The 17,707-nt window shown below is 66.5% G+C and carries 15 protein-coding genes; 2 read left to right on the top strand and 13 right to left on the bottom strand.

From position 1 onward, the window contains the following. Positions 1-11: 11 nt before the first annotated feature. From ACWV14_RS22710 to ACWV14_RS22680, 7 genes are read right to left on the bottom strand one after another with little or no spacing between them, the layout of a single operon-like run. Positions 12-1,415 carry an amidase gene (locus ACWV14_RS22710; protein WP_454903881.1) on the bottom strand — a complete coding sequence of 468 codons (1,404 nt, stop codon included), beginning with the start codon at positions 1,413-1,415 and terminating at the stop codon, positions 12-14. A 4-nt stretch (positions 1,416-1,419) separates the two neighbouring features. Continuing rightward, complete coding sequence (locus ACWV14_RS22705; protein WP_454903880.1) at positions 1,420-2,913, bottom strand: ABC transporter substrate-binding protein; 1,494 nt, start codon at positions 2,911-2,913, stop codon at positions 1,420-1,422. A 45-nt stretch (positions 2,914-2,958) separates the two neighbouring features. Next, a complete protein-coding gene (locus ACWV14_RS22700) occupies positions 2,959-3,774 on the bottom strand; it encodes an ATP-binding cassette domain-containing protein (RefSeq protein WP_454903879.1) in 816 nt (271 codons plus the stop codon). Then, complete coding sequence (locus ACWV14_RS22695; RefSeq protein WP_422087605.1) at positions 3,771-4,772, bottom strand: ABC transporter ATP-binding protein; 1,002 nt, start codon at positions 4,770-4,772, stop codon at positions 3,771-3,773. The genes ACWV14_RS22700 and ACWV14_RS22695 overlap by 4 nt, the downstream gene beginning before the upstream one ends. A 7-nt stretch (positions 4,773-4,779) precedes the next feature. Then, the gene (locus ACWV14_RS22690; protein ID WP_454903878.1) at positions 4,780-5,661 is read right to left on the bottom strand and encodes an ABC transporter permease; all 882 of its coding nucleotides are present in this window, start codon (positions 5,659-5,661) and stop codon (positions 4,780-4,782) included. Then, a complete protein-coding gene (locus ACWV14_RS22685; RefSeq protein WP_081266795.1) occupies positions 5,658-6,608 on the bottom strand; it encodes an ABC transporter permease in 951 nt (316 codons plus the stop codon). Before ACWV14_RS22685 ends, ACWV14_RS22690 begins: the two co-directional genes overlap by 4 nt. A gap of 39 nt (positions 6,609-6,647) precedes the next feature. Next, entirely contained in the window at positions 6,648-7,730 is a 1,083-nt protein-coding gene (locus ACWV14_RS22680; RefSeq protein ID WP_106935170.1) for a tartrate dehydrogenase, read from the bottom strand. A 348-nt stretch (positions 7,731-8,078) separates the two neighbouring features. Between ACWV14_RS22680 and ACWV14_RS22675 the strand changes: the two genes are divergently transcribed. Next, complete coding sequence (locus tag ACWV14_RS22675) at positions 8,079-9,551, top strand: sensor histidine kinase (RefSeq protein ID WP_454903877.1); 1,473 nt, start codon at positions 8,079-8,081, stop codon at positions 9,549-9,551. A 31-nt stretch (positions 9,552-9,582) separates the two neighbouring features. Beyond that, on the top strand, positions 9,583-10,440 hold the full coding sequence (locus tag ACWV14_RS22670) for an aldo/keto reductase (protein ID WP_454903875.1): 858 nt from the start codon (positions 9,583-9,585) through the stop codon (positions 10,438-10,440). Positions 10,441-10,451: 11 nt separating this feature from the next. Here ACWV14_RS22670 and ACWV14_RS22665 read toward each other — a convergent pair whose 3' ends face one another. The 6 genes from ACWV14_RS22665 to ACWV14_RS22640 form a co-directional block, all read right to left on the bottom strand. Continuing rightward, positions 10,452-11,942 carry a nucleobase:cation symporter-2 family protein gene (locus ACWV14_RS22665; protein WP_454903874.1) on the bottom strand — a complete coding sequence of 497 codons (1,491 nt, stop codon included), beginning with the start codon at positions 11,940-11,942 and terminating at the stop codon, positions 10,452-10,454. A 151-nt stretch (positions 11,943-12,093) separates the two neighbouring features. Further along, positions 12,094-13,077: an NAD-dependent epimerase/dehydratase family protein gene (locus ACWV14_RS22660; protein WP_454903872.1), complete on the bottom strand. Its 984-nt coding sequence runs from the start codon at positions 13,075-13,077 to the stop codon at positions 12,094-12,096. Between the two features lie 69 nt (positions 13,078-13,146). After that, complete coding sequence (locus ACWV14_RS22655) at positions 13,147-13,707, bottom strand: helix-turn-helix domain-containing protein (RefSeq protein WP_454903870.1); 561 nt, start codon at positions 13,705-13,707, stop codon at positions 13,147-13,149. Positions 13,708-13,717: 10 nt separating this feature from the next. Beyond that, positions 13,718-14,482 (bottom strand): GntR family transcriptional regulator, encoded by a 765-nt coding sequence (locus ACWV14_RS22650; RefSeq protein WP_454903869.1) that lies wholly within the window; start codon positions 14,480-14,482, stop codon positions 13,718-13,720. A 14-nt stretch (positions 14,483-14,496) separates the two neighbouring features. After that, a complete protein-coding gene (locus ACWV14_RS22645) occupies positions 14,497-15,234 on the bottom strand; it encodes an aspartate/glutamate racemase family protein (RefSeq protein WP_454903867.1) in 738 nt (245 codons plus the stop codon). 31 nt (positions 15,235-15,265) lie between these two features. Next, on the bottom strand, positions 15,266-16,759 hold the full coding sequence (locus ACWV14_RS22640) for an NCS1 family nucleobase:cation symporter-1 (RefSeq protein WP_454903866.1): 1,494 nt from the start codon (positions 16,757-16,759) through the stop codon (positions 15,266-15,268). Positions 16,760-17,707: the final 948 nt, after the last annotated feature.

The following is a 17,707-nucleotide window of genomic DNA, read 5'->3' as shown; positions in this document are numbered from 1 at the left end:
CTTGCGGCGGATCACTTGGGTTCCGGCCAGGGTTTCTGTGCTTCGCGGATCTGCTCGAAGGCGCGGCTGAACTGCAGCACGCCCAGGTCGTCGAAACGGCGCCCGGCAATCTCCAGGCCGATGGGCAGGCCTTCGGCAGAGTAGCCGCAGTTGATCGACGCGGCCGGCTGCTCCGACATGTTGTAGGGCACCGTGAAGCCGATGTGTTCCAGCGGCAGCATCGGATCGTTCGTCGGCGAGGCGTGGTCGGCAGGCGCCGGCAGGTTGGGCGACACCGGCGAGATCACGAAGTCGTAGGCCTTGGTTGCGGCGACCGTGGCCGCGCGCGTGGCAATGAACTGGCTGTAGGCGTCGAAGATGTGCGCGCCAGAGAAGCCTGCCGCGCTCTCGGCCCAGTCGCGGATGTACGGCAGGATCTTCGCGCGTTTCTCGGCCGGCATCGCCTGGATGTCGATGCACGAGCGCATGCGCCAGAAGTGGTCCATGCCCTGCAGCATCTTCGGCGTCATGAAGGCCGGGATTTCCTCGACGTGCGCGCCGGCGGCTTCAATGCGCTTGGCTGCACGGCGCACCGCCTCGGCGATCTGCGGATCGAGCGGCAGGCCGCAGCCCGCATCCATGTGCAGCGCCACGCGCTTGCCCCTGAGGAACGACGGATCGACCTCGAAGGCGTTCCAGTCGATGACCGGCGGCGGCAGTTCCGAGTAATCGCGGTCGTCGGGCTGAGCCACCGACGCCATCATCAGCGCCGAGTCGGCCACCGTGCGTGTCATCGGACCGGCGCAGCGGCCCATGTAGGGCGTACTCAGCGGAATGCGGCCGAAGCTGGGCTTGAGCGTGTAGATGCCGCACCAGCTGGCTGGCAGGCGCAGTGAGCCGCCGATGTCCGTGCCCACGTGCAAGGGGCCGTAGCCTGCGGCAGCCGCGGCACCGGCGCCCGCGCTGGAGCCGCCCGGCGTGCGCGAGAGGTCCCACGGGTTGCGAGAGAGTTCATGGAAGCTCGACAGGCCCGACGACAGCATGCCCAGGTCGGGCATCGTGGTCTTGGCGACCAGCACCGTGCCGTCTTCCTTCAGGCGTGCGGCGGGCGGGGAGTCCTGCGTCATCGGCACCAGGTCGTAGGCGGCGGTGCCCAGCGGCATCGGGTCGCCTTCGGTCGCGAGGTTGTCCTTGATGGTCACTGGCACGCCGTCGAGCGTGCCGCGCGGCTGGCCGGCCAGCCAGCGGGCCTCGGAGGCGCGCGCCTGCTCAAGCGCGAGTTCAGGGCGGAACAGCCAGGTCGCGTGCAGCTCGGGCTCGTAGGCGGCGATGCGCTCGTTGACCGAGCGCGCCACTTCCACCGGCGACAGTTCCTTGGCGGCGTAGGCCGCGTGCAGCTCCTGCACGCTCAGCGAATAGAGGGGCTTGGTCGTCATCGCATCAACCCCACGAAATCGCTGCCAGGTCGTTCACCACGATCGGCATGCTCGGCCACAGGCCCTTCACTTCCTTGCGCGCGATGGTCGGGAACACCGCCTGGTAGAGGAAGCCGTTGACCGCATCGGTGGCCAGCATGCGCTGGGCGTCGGCCAGCAGGTCGGCGCGGCGCTTCTTGTTCTCTTCGTTCTGGATGGTGACGAACAGGTCGCGGAACTTCTTCGAGTCGTAGCCCCAGTAGTAGTCGGGCTCGGTGTACTTCACGAGGTCGAAGGGCTCCACGTGCGCGACCATCGTCAGGTCGAAGTCATGTGCGCCGCCGAATGTGCCGCTGAGCCACTGGGCCCATTCCACGTTCTGGATCTTCACGTTGATGCCGATCTGCGCCAGTTGCGCGGCGATCATCTCGCCGCCCTGGCGTGCATAAGAAGGCGGGGGCAGTTGCAGGCGCAGCTCCAGCGGCGTCTTCACGCCGGCTTCGGCCAGCAGCTTCTTCGCCTTCTCGATGTCGAAGGGGTTCATCGCCGTGGTGTCGACGAAGCCCGGAGCGCCCATGGCGTAGTGGCTGCCGATGGGCTTGCCGAAGCCATCCGCCGCGCCCTGGATGATCGCGTTGCGGTCGATGGCCGCCAGGATGGCGCGGCGCACGCGCACGTCGTCCAGCGGCTTCTTGCGGTTGTTGATGGTCAGGATCACCTTGCCGCGCGTGCCGACCTCGATCACCTGGAAGCGCGGGTTGCCCTTGAACTGCGCGACCGAGCGCGTGCCTGCGCGCGGGAAGATGTCGATGTCGTTGGCCATCAGCGCGGCGGTCTGCGCGGCGGTGTCGGACATGAAGCGGAACACGAACTTCGGAACCTTCGCGATGTTCGGGTCGCGGTAGCTAGGCGACTTGACCAGCGTGCACGAGGCGCCGCGCTGCCATGCGCCCAGCTTGTACGGACCGGTGCCCACCGGCGCGGTGGCGTTGGTGTCGGCGCTCTTGGGCTCGACGATGCAGGCGGTCGACTGCCCCAGCATGAAGGGCAGGTCGGGGTTGGGCAGCGTGCTGTTGACGCCCACCGTGTACTCGTCGAGCACCACGGTGCCGATTTCGCTGAAGAAGCGCTTGTCCTTGTTGGTGCTTTTGGCGCCGCCCGCGCGGTCGAACGAGAACTTCACGGTGTGCGCGTTGAAGGGCTGGTCGTTCTCGAAGCGCACGCCCTTGCGCAGCTTGAAGACGAAGGTCTTCATGTCTGGCGACGAGGACCAGCTCTCCGCCAGCATCGGCGTGACCGAGCCGTCGGCGTTCACCTTGGTGAGCGTCTCGAAGATGTTGTACTGCGTGATCTCCGCAATGGCCGATGCGGCACCGGTGGTCGGGTCCAGGCCCGGCGGCTCGAGCGGCATGCCGATCGTCAGCGTGTTCTTACCGGCCTGGGCGCGCGCCTGGGGCAGGAAGACACCCGGGATTGCCGCGGCCATGGCGGAAGTCATGAGTGTGCGTCGCTTCAACATTCGATAGTTCCTGGAGGTGAGGGAGAAATTGGGAGCCGGCCCTGCCTAGCGGGACGGCGTGTGCAGCACGGCGGAAAGCAGCGTGCGTGTGTATTCGTGCTGCGCGTGCGCGAAGAGATCGGCCGGGCGGCCTCGCTCCACGATGCGGCCCTTGAACACCACGCACACTTCGTCGCACAGGTGGTTGACCACCGCGAGGTCGTGGCTGATGAGCAGGTAGCTGATGCCGAACTGCTGCTGCAGGTCCTGCATGAGGTTGAGCACCTGGGCCTGAACGGACACGTCGAGCGCGCTCACCGGCTCGTCGGCCACGATGAGCTTGGGGCGCGTGATCAGCGCCCGCGCAATGGCGATGCGCTGGCGTTGCCCGCCCGAGAACTCGTGCGGGTATTTGTCCATGTCGGTAGTGCGCAGGCCGACGGCGGCGAGTGCTTCGGATGCGCGTTCGCGCTGCTCGGCGCGGCTGGTTTCCGCCAGCGCCTCGAGGGGCTCGGCGACGATGCGCGCCACGGTCTGGCGTGGATCGAGCGAGCCGTACGGGTCCTGGAACACCATCTGGAAATCGCGCCGCGCCACGCGCAGCGCTTCTTTCGACAGCGCATGCAGGTCGCGCCCTTCGAGCGAGACGGTGCCCGACGTGGGCGTGTCCAGCGCCATCACCAGGCGCGCGATGGTCGACTTGCCAGAGCCCGATTCGCCGACGATGCCCACGCTCTTGCCGGCCTGCACCTCGAAGCTCACGCCATTGAGCGCCTTCACCGTTGGCGGCGGGCCGAACAGCTTTTCGCGCGGCAGCGCGTAGTGGCGGTAGAGGTTCTTCACGGCCAGCAAGGGCTGGACGGCGTTAGTGGGCTGGCTCATGCGGGGAGGGCGGCGGCCTTGGCGTTCAGCGCGGCGATCTCGCCGAGCCGCAGGCAGCGCACCGTGTGGTCGTTCGGCAGCAGCGTGGCCTGGGGCCGCGTGCTCTGGCACAGGTCGATGGTGTGGGCGCAGCGGCCCGCGAAGGCGCAGCCGCGCGGCATGTCGACCAGCTCCGGCACGCTGCCGCGGATGGTCGGGAGCCGGCCGGCGCGCACCGCGCCGAGGGCGGGGCGCGCCGCGAACAGGCCGCGCGTGTACGGGTGTGCGCGGCCAGCGAAGACCGTGTCGGTCGGGCCGCTTTCCACCGCGCTGCCGCCGTACATCACCAGCATGCGCTTCACGCTGTTGGCGATCACGCCGAGGTCGTGCGAGATCAGGATCAGCGCCATGCCCATTTCCTTGACCAGGCTCTGGATCAAATCGAGCACCTGCTTCTGGATGGTCACGTCGAGCGCCGTGGTGGGCTCGTCGGCAATCAGCAGGTCGGGTCCGCAGGCCAATGCCATTGCGATGCCGATGCGCTGGCGTTGGCCGCCCGAGAACTGGTGCGGGTACGCGTCGAGACGAGAAGCCGCGTCGGGAATGCCCACGCGGTCGAGCAGGCTCAGTGCTTCCTTGCGTGCCTGTGCCTTGGTCAGCCCGCGGTGCAGTTGCAGCGGCTCGCCGACCTGGCGCGCGATGGTGTGCACCGGGTTCAGCGCCGTCATCGGTTCCTGGAAGATCATGCCGATGCGATTGCCGCGGATCTGGCACATTTGCTTCTCAGGCAGGCCGACGAGTTCCTGCCCGTCGAGCTTGATGCTGCCCGTGACCTGTGCGCTGGAGGGCAGCAGGCCCATGAGCGACATCACGGTGATCGACTTGCCGCAGCCCGATTCGCCGACGATGCCCAGCGTTTCGCCGCGCTCCAGCGAGAACGAAATGCCGCGCACGGCCTGCGCCGGCCCGCGCTGGGTCTGCAGGCCGATCTGGAGGTTGTTGACTTCGAGGAGGGGCATCGTGGTCTCAGCGTGCGCGGGCAAGGCGTGGGTCGAGCAGGTCGCGCAGGCCGTCGCCCAGCAGGTTCAGGCCCAGCACCGCCAGTGCGATCGCCATGCCGGGGAACACCGCCAGCAGCGGCTGCTGGAACATCAGGGTCTGCGCTTCGCTGAGCATGCGGCCCCACGACGGCTGCGGCGGTTGCGTGCCCAGGCCAAGGTAGGAGAGCGCAGCTTCCGCGAGGATGGCGATGGCGAAGCGGATGGTGATCTGAACGATCAGCACGGCCGAGATGTTCGGCAGCACATGCTGCATGGTGATGGCGAAGGAGCCCTTGCCGCAGGCGCGCGCGGCGGCCACGTACTCGCGCGACCAGATGGCGTTGGCCGACGCGCGCGTGATGCGCGCGAAGGTCGGGATGTTGTAGATGCCAATGGCCACGATGGCATTCACGATGCCCGCGCCGAACACGGCCGTCATCATGATGGCCGAGAGAATCGCGGGGAAGGCCAGCGTGAAGTCCGACAGGCGCATCACGGCTTCCTCGACCCAGCCACGCCTGGCGGCCGCGAGCAGCCCCAGCGCGGTGCCGACCACGAGGCCGATGCCCACCGCGATCACGCCGACCAGGATGGATGCGCGCGCACCCACCAGCAGCAGCGAGGCCACATCGCGTCCGAACGCATCGGTGCCCAGCCAGTGCGAGCCCGTGGGTGCCTGCATCTTGTTGGCCATGTCCATCGCATACGGTGACCATGGCGTCCACACGAAGGACACGAGCGCCGCAATGAGCAGCAGTGCGGCCAGCACGCCGCCGATGACGAAGCTGCGGTGCTTCACCGCTCGTTGCCAGAAACCTGGGAGCTTGAGCGCCGCGGCGCTGGGTGCCGGGGCGGTGATGGCGTTCATATGTCGCTGGCCTTGATGCGCGGGTCGATCACGGCATAGAGCACGTCGACCACGAAATTCACGATGACCACCATGGCCGCGAGCAGCATCACGCAGTTGCGCACCACGATCAGGTCGCGGTTGCTGATGGCCTGGAAGATCAGCCGGCCGAGGCCGGGAAGATAGAACACGTTCTCCACCACGATGGTGCCGGCCAGCAGCTCGGAGAACTGCATGCCCATCACCGTGATGACGGGGATCATCGCGTTGCGAAGCACGTGCGTCCAAAGCACCATGCGCTGCGAAACGCCCTTGGCCCGCGCGGTGCGAACGAAGTCTTCGCGCATCACTTCCAGCACCGCCGAGCGCGTGATGCGCGCGAGGATCGCGGCCTGCACCACCGCCAGAGACAGGGCAGGCAACAGCAGCGACTTGATGCCCGAGAAGAAGCCGTCACCCCAGCCCTCGAAGCCGCCGGCGGAGAACCACTGCAGCTTCACAGAGAACACGAGGATCAGAAGAATCGCGAACCAGAAATTGGGAATGGCGATGCCGACCTGGGCCATGCCCATCAGGCCGACGTCGCCGAGCTTGTTGTGGCGCGCCGCGGCGGTCACGCCCACCAGCAGCGCGATCACCGTGGTGAAGAACATCGCCAACAGGGCCAGCGGCATGGTGAGCGCGAGGCGCTCGAGGATCAGGTCGAGCACCGGCGAGCTGTAGGCGTAGCTGTCGCCGAGATTGCCGGTGAGCAGGCCGCCGATCCAGTGCCAGTAGCGCGTCCATGCGGGCAGGTCGAGGCCGAGCTTGGTGGCCAGCGCCGCCACGGCTTCGGGCGAAGCATCCGGCCCCATCAGCATCTGCGCGGCGTTGCCCGGAAGAATCTCCAGCACCAGGAACACGATGATCGACGCGCCGACCAGCGTACCGATCAGCGTCAGCGTGCGCTTCAGCAGGAACAGGCCCATCTCAGTGTCCCCGGCCGCAAAGGGATGAGGGGCTGGCCGTCATGCCGAGATGCAATCGGCGATTGCGCGGCCCACGTCCACGGTGTTCGCGGTGCCGCCCATGTCGCGCGTGCGCGGGCCTTCGCTCAGCACCGTCTCGATGGCGGAAATGACGGCGGCCGAAGCCTGCGCGTACACCGGGTCGTTGTTGCCCAGGTGGTCGAGCATCAGCGCGGCCGACCAGATCTGGCCGATCGGGTTGGCGATGCCCTTGCCCGCGATGTCGGGCGCCGAGCCGTGCACCGGCTCGAACAGCGACGGAAACTTGCGCTCCGGGTTCAGGTTGGCGCTCGGCGCGATGCCGATGGTGCCGGTGCAGGCCGGACCCAGGTCCGACAGGATGTCGCCGAACAGGTTGCTCGCCACCACCACGTCGAACCAGTCGGGATGCTGCACGAAGTGCGCGCACAGGATGTCGATGTGGTACTTGCTGGTCGCGATGTCCGGGTGCCGCTTGGCGATTTCGGCCAGGCGCTCGTCCCAGTAGGGCATGGTCACCGAGATGCCGTTCGACTTGGTCGCGGCCACCAGGTTCTTGCGCGGGCGGCGGCTGGCCAGCTCGAAGGCGTATTCGATGATGCGGTCCACGCCGACGCGGGTGAAAACCGCTTCCTGTATCGCCATTTCGCGCGGCGTGCCCTCGAACAGGCGGCCGCCCACCGAGGTGTATTCGCCCTCGGTGTTCTCGCGCACCACCAGGAAGTCGATGTCGCCGGGCTTGCGGTGCGCCAGCGGGCCGGGCACACCAGGCATCAGGCGCACGGGGCGCAGGTTCACGTATTGATCGAAGTCGCGGCGGATCTTGATCAGCAGGCCCCACACGGCGATGTGGTCGGGCACCTTGTCGGGCGCGCCCACCGCGCCGAAGTAGATGGCGTCATGGCCCTGGATCTTGTCGGCCCAGTCGGCCGGCATCATCAGGCCGGTGCGCACATAGTGGTCGGAGCCCCAGTCGAAGTGGTCGTAAGAGAAGTCGATGCCGAAGCGGCGCCCGACCGCGTCGAGCACGCGCAAACCTTCGGGCATGACTTCGACGCCGATGCCGTCTCCGGGAATGACGGCAATCCTGTGCTTTTTCTGCATTGACTCAACCTGTTCCAAATTCGTTTCGATGGGGCGAGCGCGCTCGTGACGCAAGGCCGCTGAAAAATTCTAGGAGCCGGGGCTGCGCGAGAGGTCGGGGTTGGCACCCACTCAGTGTTGACAAAATCAGAAGGCATGGCGAGGCCATTTCCTTGCATAGATAAGCATTTCGATGTCATGAAAATGCCTTTGACTTCTAAAAATTAGAAGGCCTGGCGCGCCGCTCCAGATCGCCCGGGGGCCCGCAAGCGGCTTCATGAAGGCTTGCTGAATTCCGGCTTTCAGACTCGGCAGATACTTCGGCCGCTCGCGGCACCCATTCCCGAGGGAGCAGCCGCCAGGAGACACATGAATTCTTTGCCTGTCCAGGACAACGCCGGCTCCGGCGTGGGCGCCGCCATGCGCGCGGGGTGGCGGCACGCGCTCGGGCAACGTTGCCGGCGCTGGGTTCAGCCCTCGCTGCTGCGGCGATTGCTGCTGGCGCAAATTTCGGTGGTCGGGCTGCTGTGGGCCTGCATCGTCGGCCTGTTCCTGCACGACTCCAACCGCTTACCCGAACTCGTGCGCTACGACACCCTCTTCGCCTGCATCATCGCCGCCGCGCAGAATCTCGCGGCCTCGCCGGACCGCCAGCAAGCCACGCTGCGCGCCTTCGACATGGCGCTGCTCGAGACCTCGGGCGACTTCACTTCCGAGGTGGACAAGGCGCCGGTCATGCAGGTGTGGCAGCGCGGCAAGCTCATCTACAACTCGACCGCATCGGTGCCGCCGATCATCAACCAGACCATCGGCAAGGTGGAGATCATCCGGCTGGGCGAACGGTCGCTGCGCGCGCGGACCATGGTTTCGCCGCTGCTCGACACACGTGTGATGCTGGCCGAGCCCAAGTTCCTGCGGCTGTACTTCAACGTCGACCACCGCAGCTACTACTTCCTGCCGTTGCTCATCAGCCTGCCGTTCCTGGTGTTTCCCGCATGGCTGGCCGTTCTGCTCGCCTTGCGGCCCTGGCGGCAGGTGACGCGGGAGACCGCCGAGCGCGGCCCCGCCGACCTCACGCCGCTGTCGTTCGAGCCGCAGCACAAGGAACTGCGGCCAATGGTGCGCAGCATCAACGGACTGCTGCGCAGCGTGCGCGACCGCGGGGTGCGCGAACGCGGGCTGATCGCCGACGCGGCCAATGAACTGCAGACGCCGCTCGAGGCGATGCGCGTGAACGTCGAGACACTGAAGGCGCAGACGAACGACGAAGGCCAGCGCGAGCTCATGGCCAACCTGCTGCGCAGCAATGACCGCGCGACGCGGCTGGTGGGGCAGTTGCAGCAACTGATGCGCAGCGACGACATGTCGCAGGGCGCCGTGCCCGAGGCGCTCGCGCTCGATGCCTTGGCACGCGAGCGCATCGGGCTGCTCGGGCCGCTGGCGCAGGCGCGCGGCGTGAAGTTCGACTTTGCCTTGGATGACGAAGGCCCGGTGCCGGTGTTCGGCGAGCGAGAGAGCCTGATCTCGATGGTGAGCAACCTGGTCGAGAACGCCGTCAAGTACAGCCCCGACGGCGGCACGGTCAGGGTGCGTGTCGGCCACGAAGGCGCACGCGCCGTGCTGCGCGTGGCCGACCAGGGCCCGGGCATTCCGCCGGCGCTGCGCGAGCGGGTGTTCGACCGCTTCTTCCGCAACCCCGACCAGACGCAGTCCGGCAGCGGGCTGGGGCTGGCCATCGTGAAGTCGGTGCTGGACAAGCACCGCGGACAGGTCATTCTGGAGGCGGGCGAAGACGGGCGAGGGCTGCTCGCGACCGTGTGGCTGCCGTTGTCGGCAGGCTGACAGGGGTATCGGCCGCATCTACCATGTGCCGATGCGAACACTTTCACTCCCCACCGGCGGCGAGATGCCGGTACTCGGCCTGGGCACCTGGCGCATGGGCGAGGACGCGAGCCGCCGCGCGGCCGAAGTCGCTGCCGTGCGCGAGGCCATCGCCCTGGGTTACCGGCTCATCGACACCGCCGAGATGTATGGCGAAGGCGGCGCGGAAACCGTCGTGGGCCAGGCCGTTGCCGAGGCGCTGCGCGCAGGCGACGTGCGGCGCGAGGCGCTGTTCATCGTCAGCAAGGTCTACCCGCACAACGCAAGCCGGCGCGGCACGCGCGAAGCCTGCGAACGCAGCCTGAAGCGGCTGGGGCTCGACGCCATCGACCTCTACCTGCTGCACTGGCGCGGCAACCACCCGCTGCGCGACACCGTCGCCGCAATGCAGTCGCTTGTGGCCGACGGCCGCATTGCCCATTGGGGCGTGAGCAACTTCGACACCGACGACATGGAAGAGCTGGAGCCGCTCGCCGGCAGCGGGCCGGGCTGCGCGGCCAACCAGGTGTACCTGTCGCTGGGTGAGCGCGGACCCGAGTTCAGCCTGTTGCCCTGGCAGCGCGAGCGCGACATGCCGCTGATGGCCTACAGCCCTATCGACCAGGGTGCGCTGGCGGGAGACAAGGCGTTGGGGGAACTGGCTGCGCGGCTGGGCGTGACGGCCGCTCAGCTGGCGCTGGCCGCGGTGATCGCCCGACCCGGCGTGGCAGCGATCCCGAAGGCGGTGCGTGCTGCGCACCTGAAGGAAAACCTGGCCGCCGCGGAGTTGAAGCTCGACGCGGCGACGCTGGAAGAAATAGACCGCCTGCACCCACCGCCGCGGCGCAAGGGGCCGCTGGCGATGATCTGACCCGAGAAGGCTCAGTGCGCCTCGGCCTGCTTGGCCGCGGCGATCACGGCCTGCTCGTCGTGCTTCGCGCCGTTGAGGAACAGGTTCAGCAGCACGGCGGCAATCGAGGCCAGCAGGATGCCCGACTCGATCAGCGAGTGAATCGCGTGCGGCATCCATTGCTTGAAGTTGGGCGCGATCAGCGGAATCATGCCGATGCCGATCGACACCGCGACGATCATCGCGTTGTGGCGGTTGTTCTTGAAGTCCACGCCCGACAGGATTCGGATGCCGGTGGCGGCCACCATGCCGAACATCACTAGGCCCGCGCCGCCGAGCACCACCGTGGGCAGAGACTCCACCAGCGCGGCCATCTTCGGCAGCAGGCCCAGCACGATCAGGATCGCGCCGCCGGCCACGCACACATAGCGGCTGCGGATGCCGGTGACGGCCACGAGGCCCACGTTCTGCGAGAAGCTGGTGTACGGGAAGGTGTTGAAGATGCCGCCGATCAGCGTGCCCAGGCCGTCGGTGCGCAGGCCGCGCGCCAGGTCTTTCTGGTCGATCTTGCGCCCGGTCATCTCGCCGAGCGCGAGGAACATGCCGGTCGATTCGATCATCACCACGATCATGATGAGCGTCATGGTGAGGATCAGGATCGGGTCGAACTGCGGCATGCCGAAGTGAAAGGGCAGCACGACGTCGACCCATGCGGCCTTGCCCACCTTCTCGTAGGTCATGAGGCCGGTAATGGACGCCACCACGGCGCCGATCACGATGCCCAGCAGCACCGAGATGTTGGCGACGAAGCCCTTGGCGTACTTGACGATCAGCAGGATCGACACCAGCACCAGTGCTGCCACGCCGAAGCCTGAAAGATCCGCGTACTTGGGGTTGGGCACCGTGGGCATGATCGCGAAGCCCTTGGGCACGGCCGGGATCGAGCTGCCCGGCGACGTCACCTCGGCGAGCCACTTGGCGTACACCGGGTCGACCAGCGCGGGCGCCGTCGGGCCCACCGGGTTGCCGAAGATCCAGTTGATGCCCACGCGCATCAGGCTGATGCCGATGACCGCGATGATCGTGCCCGTGACCACCGGCGGAAAGAAGCGCAGCATGCGGCTCACCAGCGGCGCGATCAGTATCGACACCACGCCCGCGCCGATGATCGAGCCGAACAGCAGCTGGGCTCCGTTCTGTCCCGGGTTGGCGTTGGCGATGGCCACCATCGGCGCGACCGACGCGAAGGTCACGCCCATCATCACCGGCAGCTTGATGCCGAACCACTGCGTGGCGCCGAGCGCCTGGATCAGCGTGGCAATGCCGCAGCAGAACAGGTCGGCCGAGATCAGCAGGGCGACCTCGTCGGGCGAAAGCTTGAGCGCGCGCCCGACGATCAGCGGCACCGCGACGGCCCCCGCATACATCACCAGCACATGCTGCAATCCGAGGGCCGCGAGCTTGCCCGAAGGCAAGCGCTGGTCCACGGGATGGACTTGGGAAAGTGTGGCGTCGGCCGTCATCGTTGTCTCCTGCTGCGCAAGGGAAGAGGCGGGTCGGCGTGGCTTGCCACGGCGCACGCCTCAATGTGTACGCGAAACTGTATACAACTTATGCGACAATCTTGACCCGGAAAAACCCGAAGCAGGACGGGTTCATTTCGCCAGGAGTCGCTCAGGCGACGGGATACGGCCCTTCGTCGAACACCTCGCCGTGGTAGCCCTTGCTGCCTACGTCTCGTGCCAGCTGGCTGCGGAAGTCGCGGCCTTCGCGCAGGCACCGCAGCACATGCGCGAAGTCATGGCGCGGCTGCCATCCGAGCTCGCGCCGCGCCAGCGCATTCACGTAGACGCGGTCGAGCTGCGCGGGCAGCTTCCATCCGTTCTTGGCATAGAGTGCTTCACACTCGGGAAACAGCCGGTGCAGCACGCGCGGTGCGCTTTCGCGCAGCATCGGCAGGTCATCCTGCGAGAAAGGCGTGGTGGCCGAGACGATGTAGCGGCCGAAGCCGATAACCGGTGCTCGCCTGGCCGCCAGCAGGTGTGCGTCGACCACGTCCTCGATGTCGACGCGGCGATGCAGCAGTTCGGTGGCCTGCGCGTTCTCCAGTGAATAGAGGCTTCGCACAGTGGCATCGTCGTCGTCCTCGGGAAAGAAGCGCGAAGTCTTCAGCACGATCACGGGCAGGCGCTGCTTGCGGTGGAACAGCTCGCAAAGGTTTTCGGCGGAGGTCTTGGTCACGCCGTAGATGTTCTTCGGGATCGGCGTCACGCCTTCCGTGATCCAGGCTGCCGGCATGCCTTCGGCGGGCGTGAGCGCCGAGCCGAAGGTGCTGGTGGTGCTGGTGAACACGAAGGCCTCGACACCGGCCGCCACCGCTTCTTCAAGCAGCACCAGCGTGCCCGTGATGTTGGTGTCGACGAACTCCTGCAGGCTGTGCGTGCCCACGTGAGGCTTGTGCAGCGTGGCCGCATGAATGACGGTGCGCACGCCGCGCATGCAGTCGCGCACGAAGGCTCGGTCCGTGATGGAACCTGTGAGGTCGGTGAAGGGGGAGGGCGCGATGTCGATGCCGCGTGCGTCTTGCGAAGCCGCGCGCAGCGTGCGCATCAGGGCTTCGCCGAGGTGGCCGGCGCTGCCGGTGATCAGGATGGTCATGGCCGCAAGACTATCGGCCGATGCGGGAGGCGTCCACGCATAAGTTATGCGTGGATCGGGCGCTTGCGCTCAGGCGATGGTGGTGACGATGCGTCCCGCGCACCCGTCGGCCAGTGCAATGCGCTCCCACAGCACACGGCCCGACACGATGGGAATGACCGGATCGGCATTGGCACCTGTTGCGATCTCCAGCGACGACAGCTCGCCCACGTGCCAGCCCAGCCCGTCGAGCGTTGCCTCGGCCGCGAGGATTTCTTCCGAGGCGTAGCCGATCAGCGAACGCCCCATGAATTCTGCCGCATCGGCGCGCCACTCGGCCTGGCGCGACGGCGACGCGGCCAGCAGCCGGTGCGTGCGGTCGCAGATCAGGTGCACCTTGCGCGTGGACGATTCGACCAGCCGCTTCAAGGCCGCGTCCTGCGATGCGTCTTGCGCGGCCGCGAGCAGCCGGTGCGCGGTGGCCTGCTGCGCGGCCGACAGCGCGAGTTGCCCGCGCTCCCAGCGCGACACCGTCGCCTGGTTCACGCCCATCAGTTGCGCGAAATGGGTTTGCTTGATGCCGCGCAGCAGGCGCATCCGGCGCAGGGCCGTGCCCAGGCTCGGATGGTTCGGGGTGATCCTGTGATGCACGGCGTCAGCCTCAGGCCAGCAGTGCCTTCACCAGGTCGAGCTGGCGGTCGGGCTTGTCGGTGTCCAGCGAGAGACTGGCCTCGATGCGCTCGAGGTGCTCGATCATGCTCGTCACCGCAGCTTCCGGGTCGCCCTTGCGGCACAGGCGCAGGAACTCGGCGTGCTCGTCGGACGAGCAGTGCGGGTCGTTCGACGAGTGGTACAGCATCGCGATCAGCGAGCTTCGTGCCACCAGCTCGCGCACCAACTCGGCCAGCGTGCGGTTGCCCGTGGCCTCGGCCAGCGCCACGTGGAAGTCGCCGAGCAGCTTCTCGCGCACGGTGCCCATGGTGGTGGTCTGGCGCAGCGTGGTGCGCTCGAACTTGATGTGCTGCTCGAGCACCTGGTAGTCGCGCGGCCGTGCATTGGCAATGAAGAGGCGCACCACCTCGCTTTCGAGGATGCGGCGCACCGCGAACACCTCGCGTGCTTCTTCCACGGTGGGCTGGCAGACGAAGGCGCCCTTGTCGGGAATCATCTCGATGAGCTTGTCCTTCGACAGCATCAGCAGCGCGGCGCGCACCTTGGTGCGGCTCACCGAATAGACGCGGCCCAGCGCTTCTTCGCGCAGCCAGGTGCCGGGCGGCAAACGCTTCTCGACGATGGCGGTGGCGATGTCGTTGGCGATGCTCTCGATGGAGCTTTGCTTGTCCGCCGGTGCGGCGCCGTCATCGGGCGGCGCGGCTGCAGCGGAGGAGGTGTCGGAAACGGGAGGTTTGGAACTGGCGCGGGGCATGCGCGGATTGTGGCCTAGCGCGGCAGGGTGAAGCCTTCGAGCGCGCCAATAATGGGCTTCGGCAGGGGCTTTGCCAGTTCGCCGCGCTTGCTGGTGCGCAGTTTCAGCTTCACCAGCGACTCGATGAGCTTGGTGCCCGCGGCCACGCCGTCGATCACCGGCACGCCCAGCAATTGTTCGATGTGAGCGCACAGGTCGGTCATGCCGGCGCAGCCGAGCACGATGCAGTCGGAGCCGTCTTCCTCCAGCGCGCGCCGGCATTCGTCGACGATGCGTTCGCGGGCCCGCGAGCCGGGTTCCTCGAGTTCGAGCACCGGCAGTTCGCAGGCGCGCACGTTGGCGCAGAAGCGCTCCATGCCGTAGATCTCGGCCAGATGCCAGGCCTGGCCCATGGTGCGCCCCAGCGTCGTGACCACGCTGAAGCGGCTGCCGACCATGCTGGCCAGGTGCATCGCCGCCTCGGCGATGCCGACCACGGGTCCGCTCGCCAGTTCGCGCGCGGCTTTCAGGCCCGGGTCGCCGAAGCAGGCGATCACGTAGCCGTCGATGCCTTCGCGTTCGCCCGCCGCTATCTCTTGCAGCAACCCCGGCACGGCCAGCGCCTCGTCGTAGTGGCTCTCGATGGAGACCGGGCCCATGGCCGGGCTCACAGCCACGATCTCGGTGCCGGCGTGCGCCACCGCGCGGGCGCACGCGCCGATCTTCTCGGTCATGCTCCAGGTGGTGTTGGGGTTGATGATCTTGATGCGCACGGCGCGGTCCCTTTCTTTCTCTTTCAGTTTTTCAGGTCTTGCTGTTGCGGTTCAGCAGCGCGTACAGGATGAAGCCCAGGCCCATGCCGATGAACCATGCATAGTTGGCGGCGCCGCGCAGCGTCGGCACCATCACGCAAAGAATGGGCACGATGGCCGACGGCACCAGCGCCTGGATCGCCTTCGGGTTGTAGCCGCCGCTGTACCAGTACTCGCCCTTGGGGCTCATGGTGTAGAGCGCGTCCACGTCGATGCGCTGCTTGCGCACGATGTAGTAGTCGGCAATGAGGATACCGAACAGCGGCCCGATGAACGAACCCAGCACGTCGAGTGTGTAGTGAATGACCTCGGGGCTGTTGTAGAGGTTCCAGGGCGTGAGGAACACCGAGCCCACTGCGGCGATCATGCCGCCCGTGCGCCAGCTGATGTGCTGCGGCGCCACGTTCGAGAAGTCGAACGCCGGCGACACGAAGTTGGCCACGATGTTGATGCCGATGGTGGCGATCATGAAGGTCAGCGCGCCCAGCACTACGGCGGTGGTGCTGTCGATCTTGCCCACGGTGTGCACCGGATCGGTGATGAGCTCACCAAAAACGGGCAGTGTGGCTGCCGTGGTGATGACGGTCAGCAGCGAGAAGAACACGAAGTTCACTGGCAGGCCCCAGAAGTTGCCCTTCTTCACCGCGTCGAAGCTCTTGCCGTAGCGAGAGAAGTCGCCGAAGTTGAGCATCGGTCCGCTGAAGTAGCTCACCACCAGCGCGATGGCCGAGAGCATCACCGGCAGCGCGTCCCAGCCCTGGAACTTGATGCCGCCCAGGTTCAGGTCGATCTTGCTCCAGCCGGCTTTCCACACCAGCCAGCCGCACAGGATGGCCATGACCACGTACACCGCCGGACCGGCCCAGTCGATGAACTTGCGGATGGCGTCCATGCCGTGCCAGAACACGAAGGCCTGCAGCACCCACATGACCATGAACGCGACCCAGCCCAGGGCCGACAGGCCGACGAAGCCGTGCTGCGCCACGTCTGCGTAAGGCGCCAGGCCCGGCGCCATGTGCAGCGCCAGCACCATGAAGGCTGCCGACGCGAGGTACGTCTGCACGCCGTACCAGGCCACCGCGATCAGCCCACGGATGATGGCCGGGATGTTGGCGCCCAGCACGCCGAAAGGCGCGCGGCACACCACGGGGTAGGGCACGCCCGTCACCTGGCTGGGCTTGGCCACGAGGTTGCAGAAGAACTGCACGATCACGATGCCCACCAGCAGCGACACCAGCACCTGCCAGCTCGACAGCCCCAGCGCGAACAGGCTGCCGGCGGTGATGTAGCCGCCCACGCTGTGCACGTCGGACATCCAGAAGGCAAAGATGTTGTATTGCCCCCAGGTCTGTTTCTTCAGCGGCGCGAGGTCTTCGTTGGTCAGCCGCGGGTGGTAGCCGGGCTTGATGACTGCGTTGGACTCGCCGTGCGGCGCAATGCCGGCTTCGCTTGTCCCCGTGGGGGCCTGGCTGACGACTGTGCTCATGGTCTTCTTTCCTTGTGCGGATAGGTAGGGGTTGGGAGCAGTTTTTGACGCAAATTTCGCGCCGTCTTTCGGATGCGTTATTTGTATACAAAAACTGCACGCAATCAAGACCATTCAAGGAATCATATATCCGTAGATTCCCTGATGAGCGGGGGGCTGCTCCTTTTGAATATGGTGCGTCGGAAAAATAAGGTGCGTCGAGGAAACGGCATCGGCGTCACACCGGCTGTGAGGCCGAAAACGCCTGGACGGGGGTTGTCTTCGAGCGCCAAACTCATGGCGACCAGCAATAGCCATGAGTGCTCATTGAGGTGGCAGAGCGATGTATGTCTAGGCAGCGATCGGCCGCAGGGCTTCGTGCCGACGTTCATTCAAAGCGGGACGCGTGATCTTTTTCTATCGAATGCTGTGCGCATGCACCGCGCGTTGCGCCACGCCCGAATTCCATGCGAGCTGCACGTCTTCGAAGCCCTGCCTCACGGGGGATTCATGGGAGGGCCGGAAGACCGGGAGTTGCGCGCGGAGGTGGCCCGATTCGTTCACGCCCATCTGACTGGCCAGAGCTGAGTTTCTGAACGCGGTCCGTTCTGGATAGGCCAAGTGCTCCCTTGAGTATGCCGGACACGCTCAACTGGCTGCGCTCTGTTGATTGCCGCGACCATCGCTTTCCTGCTGTCGGAAGGTGCGGCATTCATGAGCGGCCAGACCCTGCATATCGATGGCTGCGCATCGGCCGGACGCGTGGCGGTTTGATAGACGCGACTCCCTACGGGCGTGGCTGGACTCGGTCGATGAAGGTCTAATTTCGCCGACAGCGGCTGGTTGCACCAGCACCGCGAAGGGTCCAGCTGAGACATTGCGCCCGCCCAGACCAACCGGTCGCAAGCCCACAGGTCGATGCAAGAGCGATACACGCGTGCAGGTCCGCTGGTGCAATATTGAAATTTG

It is taken from the genome of Variovorax durovernensis (genome assembly GCF_977011995.1).
This window is presented reverse-complemented; position numbering and strand designations above follow the sequence as displayed.

Bases quoted from the DNA above. Each gene is read 5' to 3' on its own strand.
- ACWV14_RS22660 (WP_454903872.1), bottom strand. From the start codon at position 13,077: ATGACCATCCTGATCACCGGCAGCGCCGGCCACCTCGGCGAAGCCCTG.
- ACWV14_RS22680 (WP_106935170.1), bottom strand. From the start codon at position 7,730: ATGCAGAAAAAGCACAGGATTGCCGTCATTCCCGGAGACGGCATCGGC.
- ACWV14_RS22675 (WP_454903877.1), top strand. From the start codon at position 8,079: ATGAATTCTTTGCCTGTCCAGGACAACGCCGGCTCCGGCGTGGGCGCC.
- ACWV14_RS22700 (WP_454903879.1), bottom strand. From the start codon at position 3,774: ATGAGCCAGCCCACTAACGCCGTCCAGCCCTTGCTGGCCGTGAAGAAC.
- ACWV14_RS22640 (WP_454903866.1), bottom strand. From the start codon at position 16,759: ATGAGCACAGTCGTCAGCCAGGCCCCCACGGGGACAAGCGAAGCCGGC.
- ACWV14_RS22690 (WP_454903878.1), bottom strand. From the start codon at position 5,661: ATGAACGCCATCACCGCCCCGGCACCCAGCGCCGCGGCGCTCAAGCTC.
- ACWV14_RS22670 (WP_454903875.1), top strand. From the start codon at position 9,583: ATGCGAACACTTTCACTCCCCACCGGCGGCGAGATGCCGGTACTCGGC.
- ACWV14_RS22665 (WP_454903874.1), bottom strand. From the start codon at position 11,942: ATGACGGCCGACGCCACACTTTCCCAAGTCCATCCCGTGGACCAGCGC.
- ACWV14_RS22650 (WP_454903869.1), bottom strand. From the start codon at position 14,482: ATGCCCCGCGCCAGTTCCAAACCTCCCGTTTCCGACACCTCCTCCGCT.
- ACWV14_RS22695 (WP_422087605.1), bottom strand. From the start codon at position 4,772: ATGCCCCTCCTCGAAGTCAACAACCTCCAGATCGGCCTGCAGACCCAG.
- ACWV14_RS22705 (WP_454903880.1), bottom strand. From the start codon at position 2,913: ATGTTGAAGCGACGCACACTCATGACTTCCGCCATGGCCGCGGCAATC.
- ACWV14_RS22710 (WP_454903881.1), bottom strand. From the start codon at position 1,415: ATGACGACCAAGCCCCTCTATTCGCTGAGCGTGCAGGAGCTGCACGCG.
- ACWV14_RS22685 (WP_081266795.1), bottom strand. From the start codon at position 6,608: ATGGGCCTGTTCCTGCTGAAGCGCACGCTGACGCTGATCGGTACGCTG.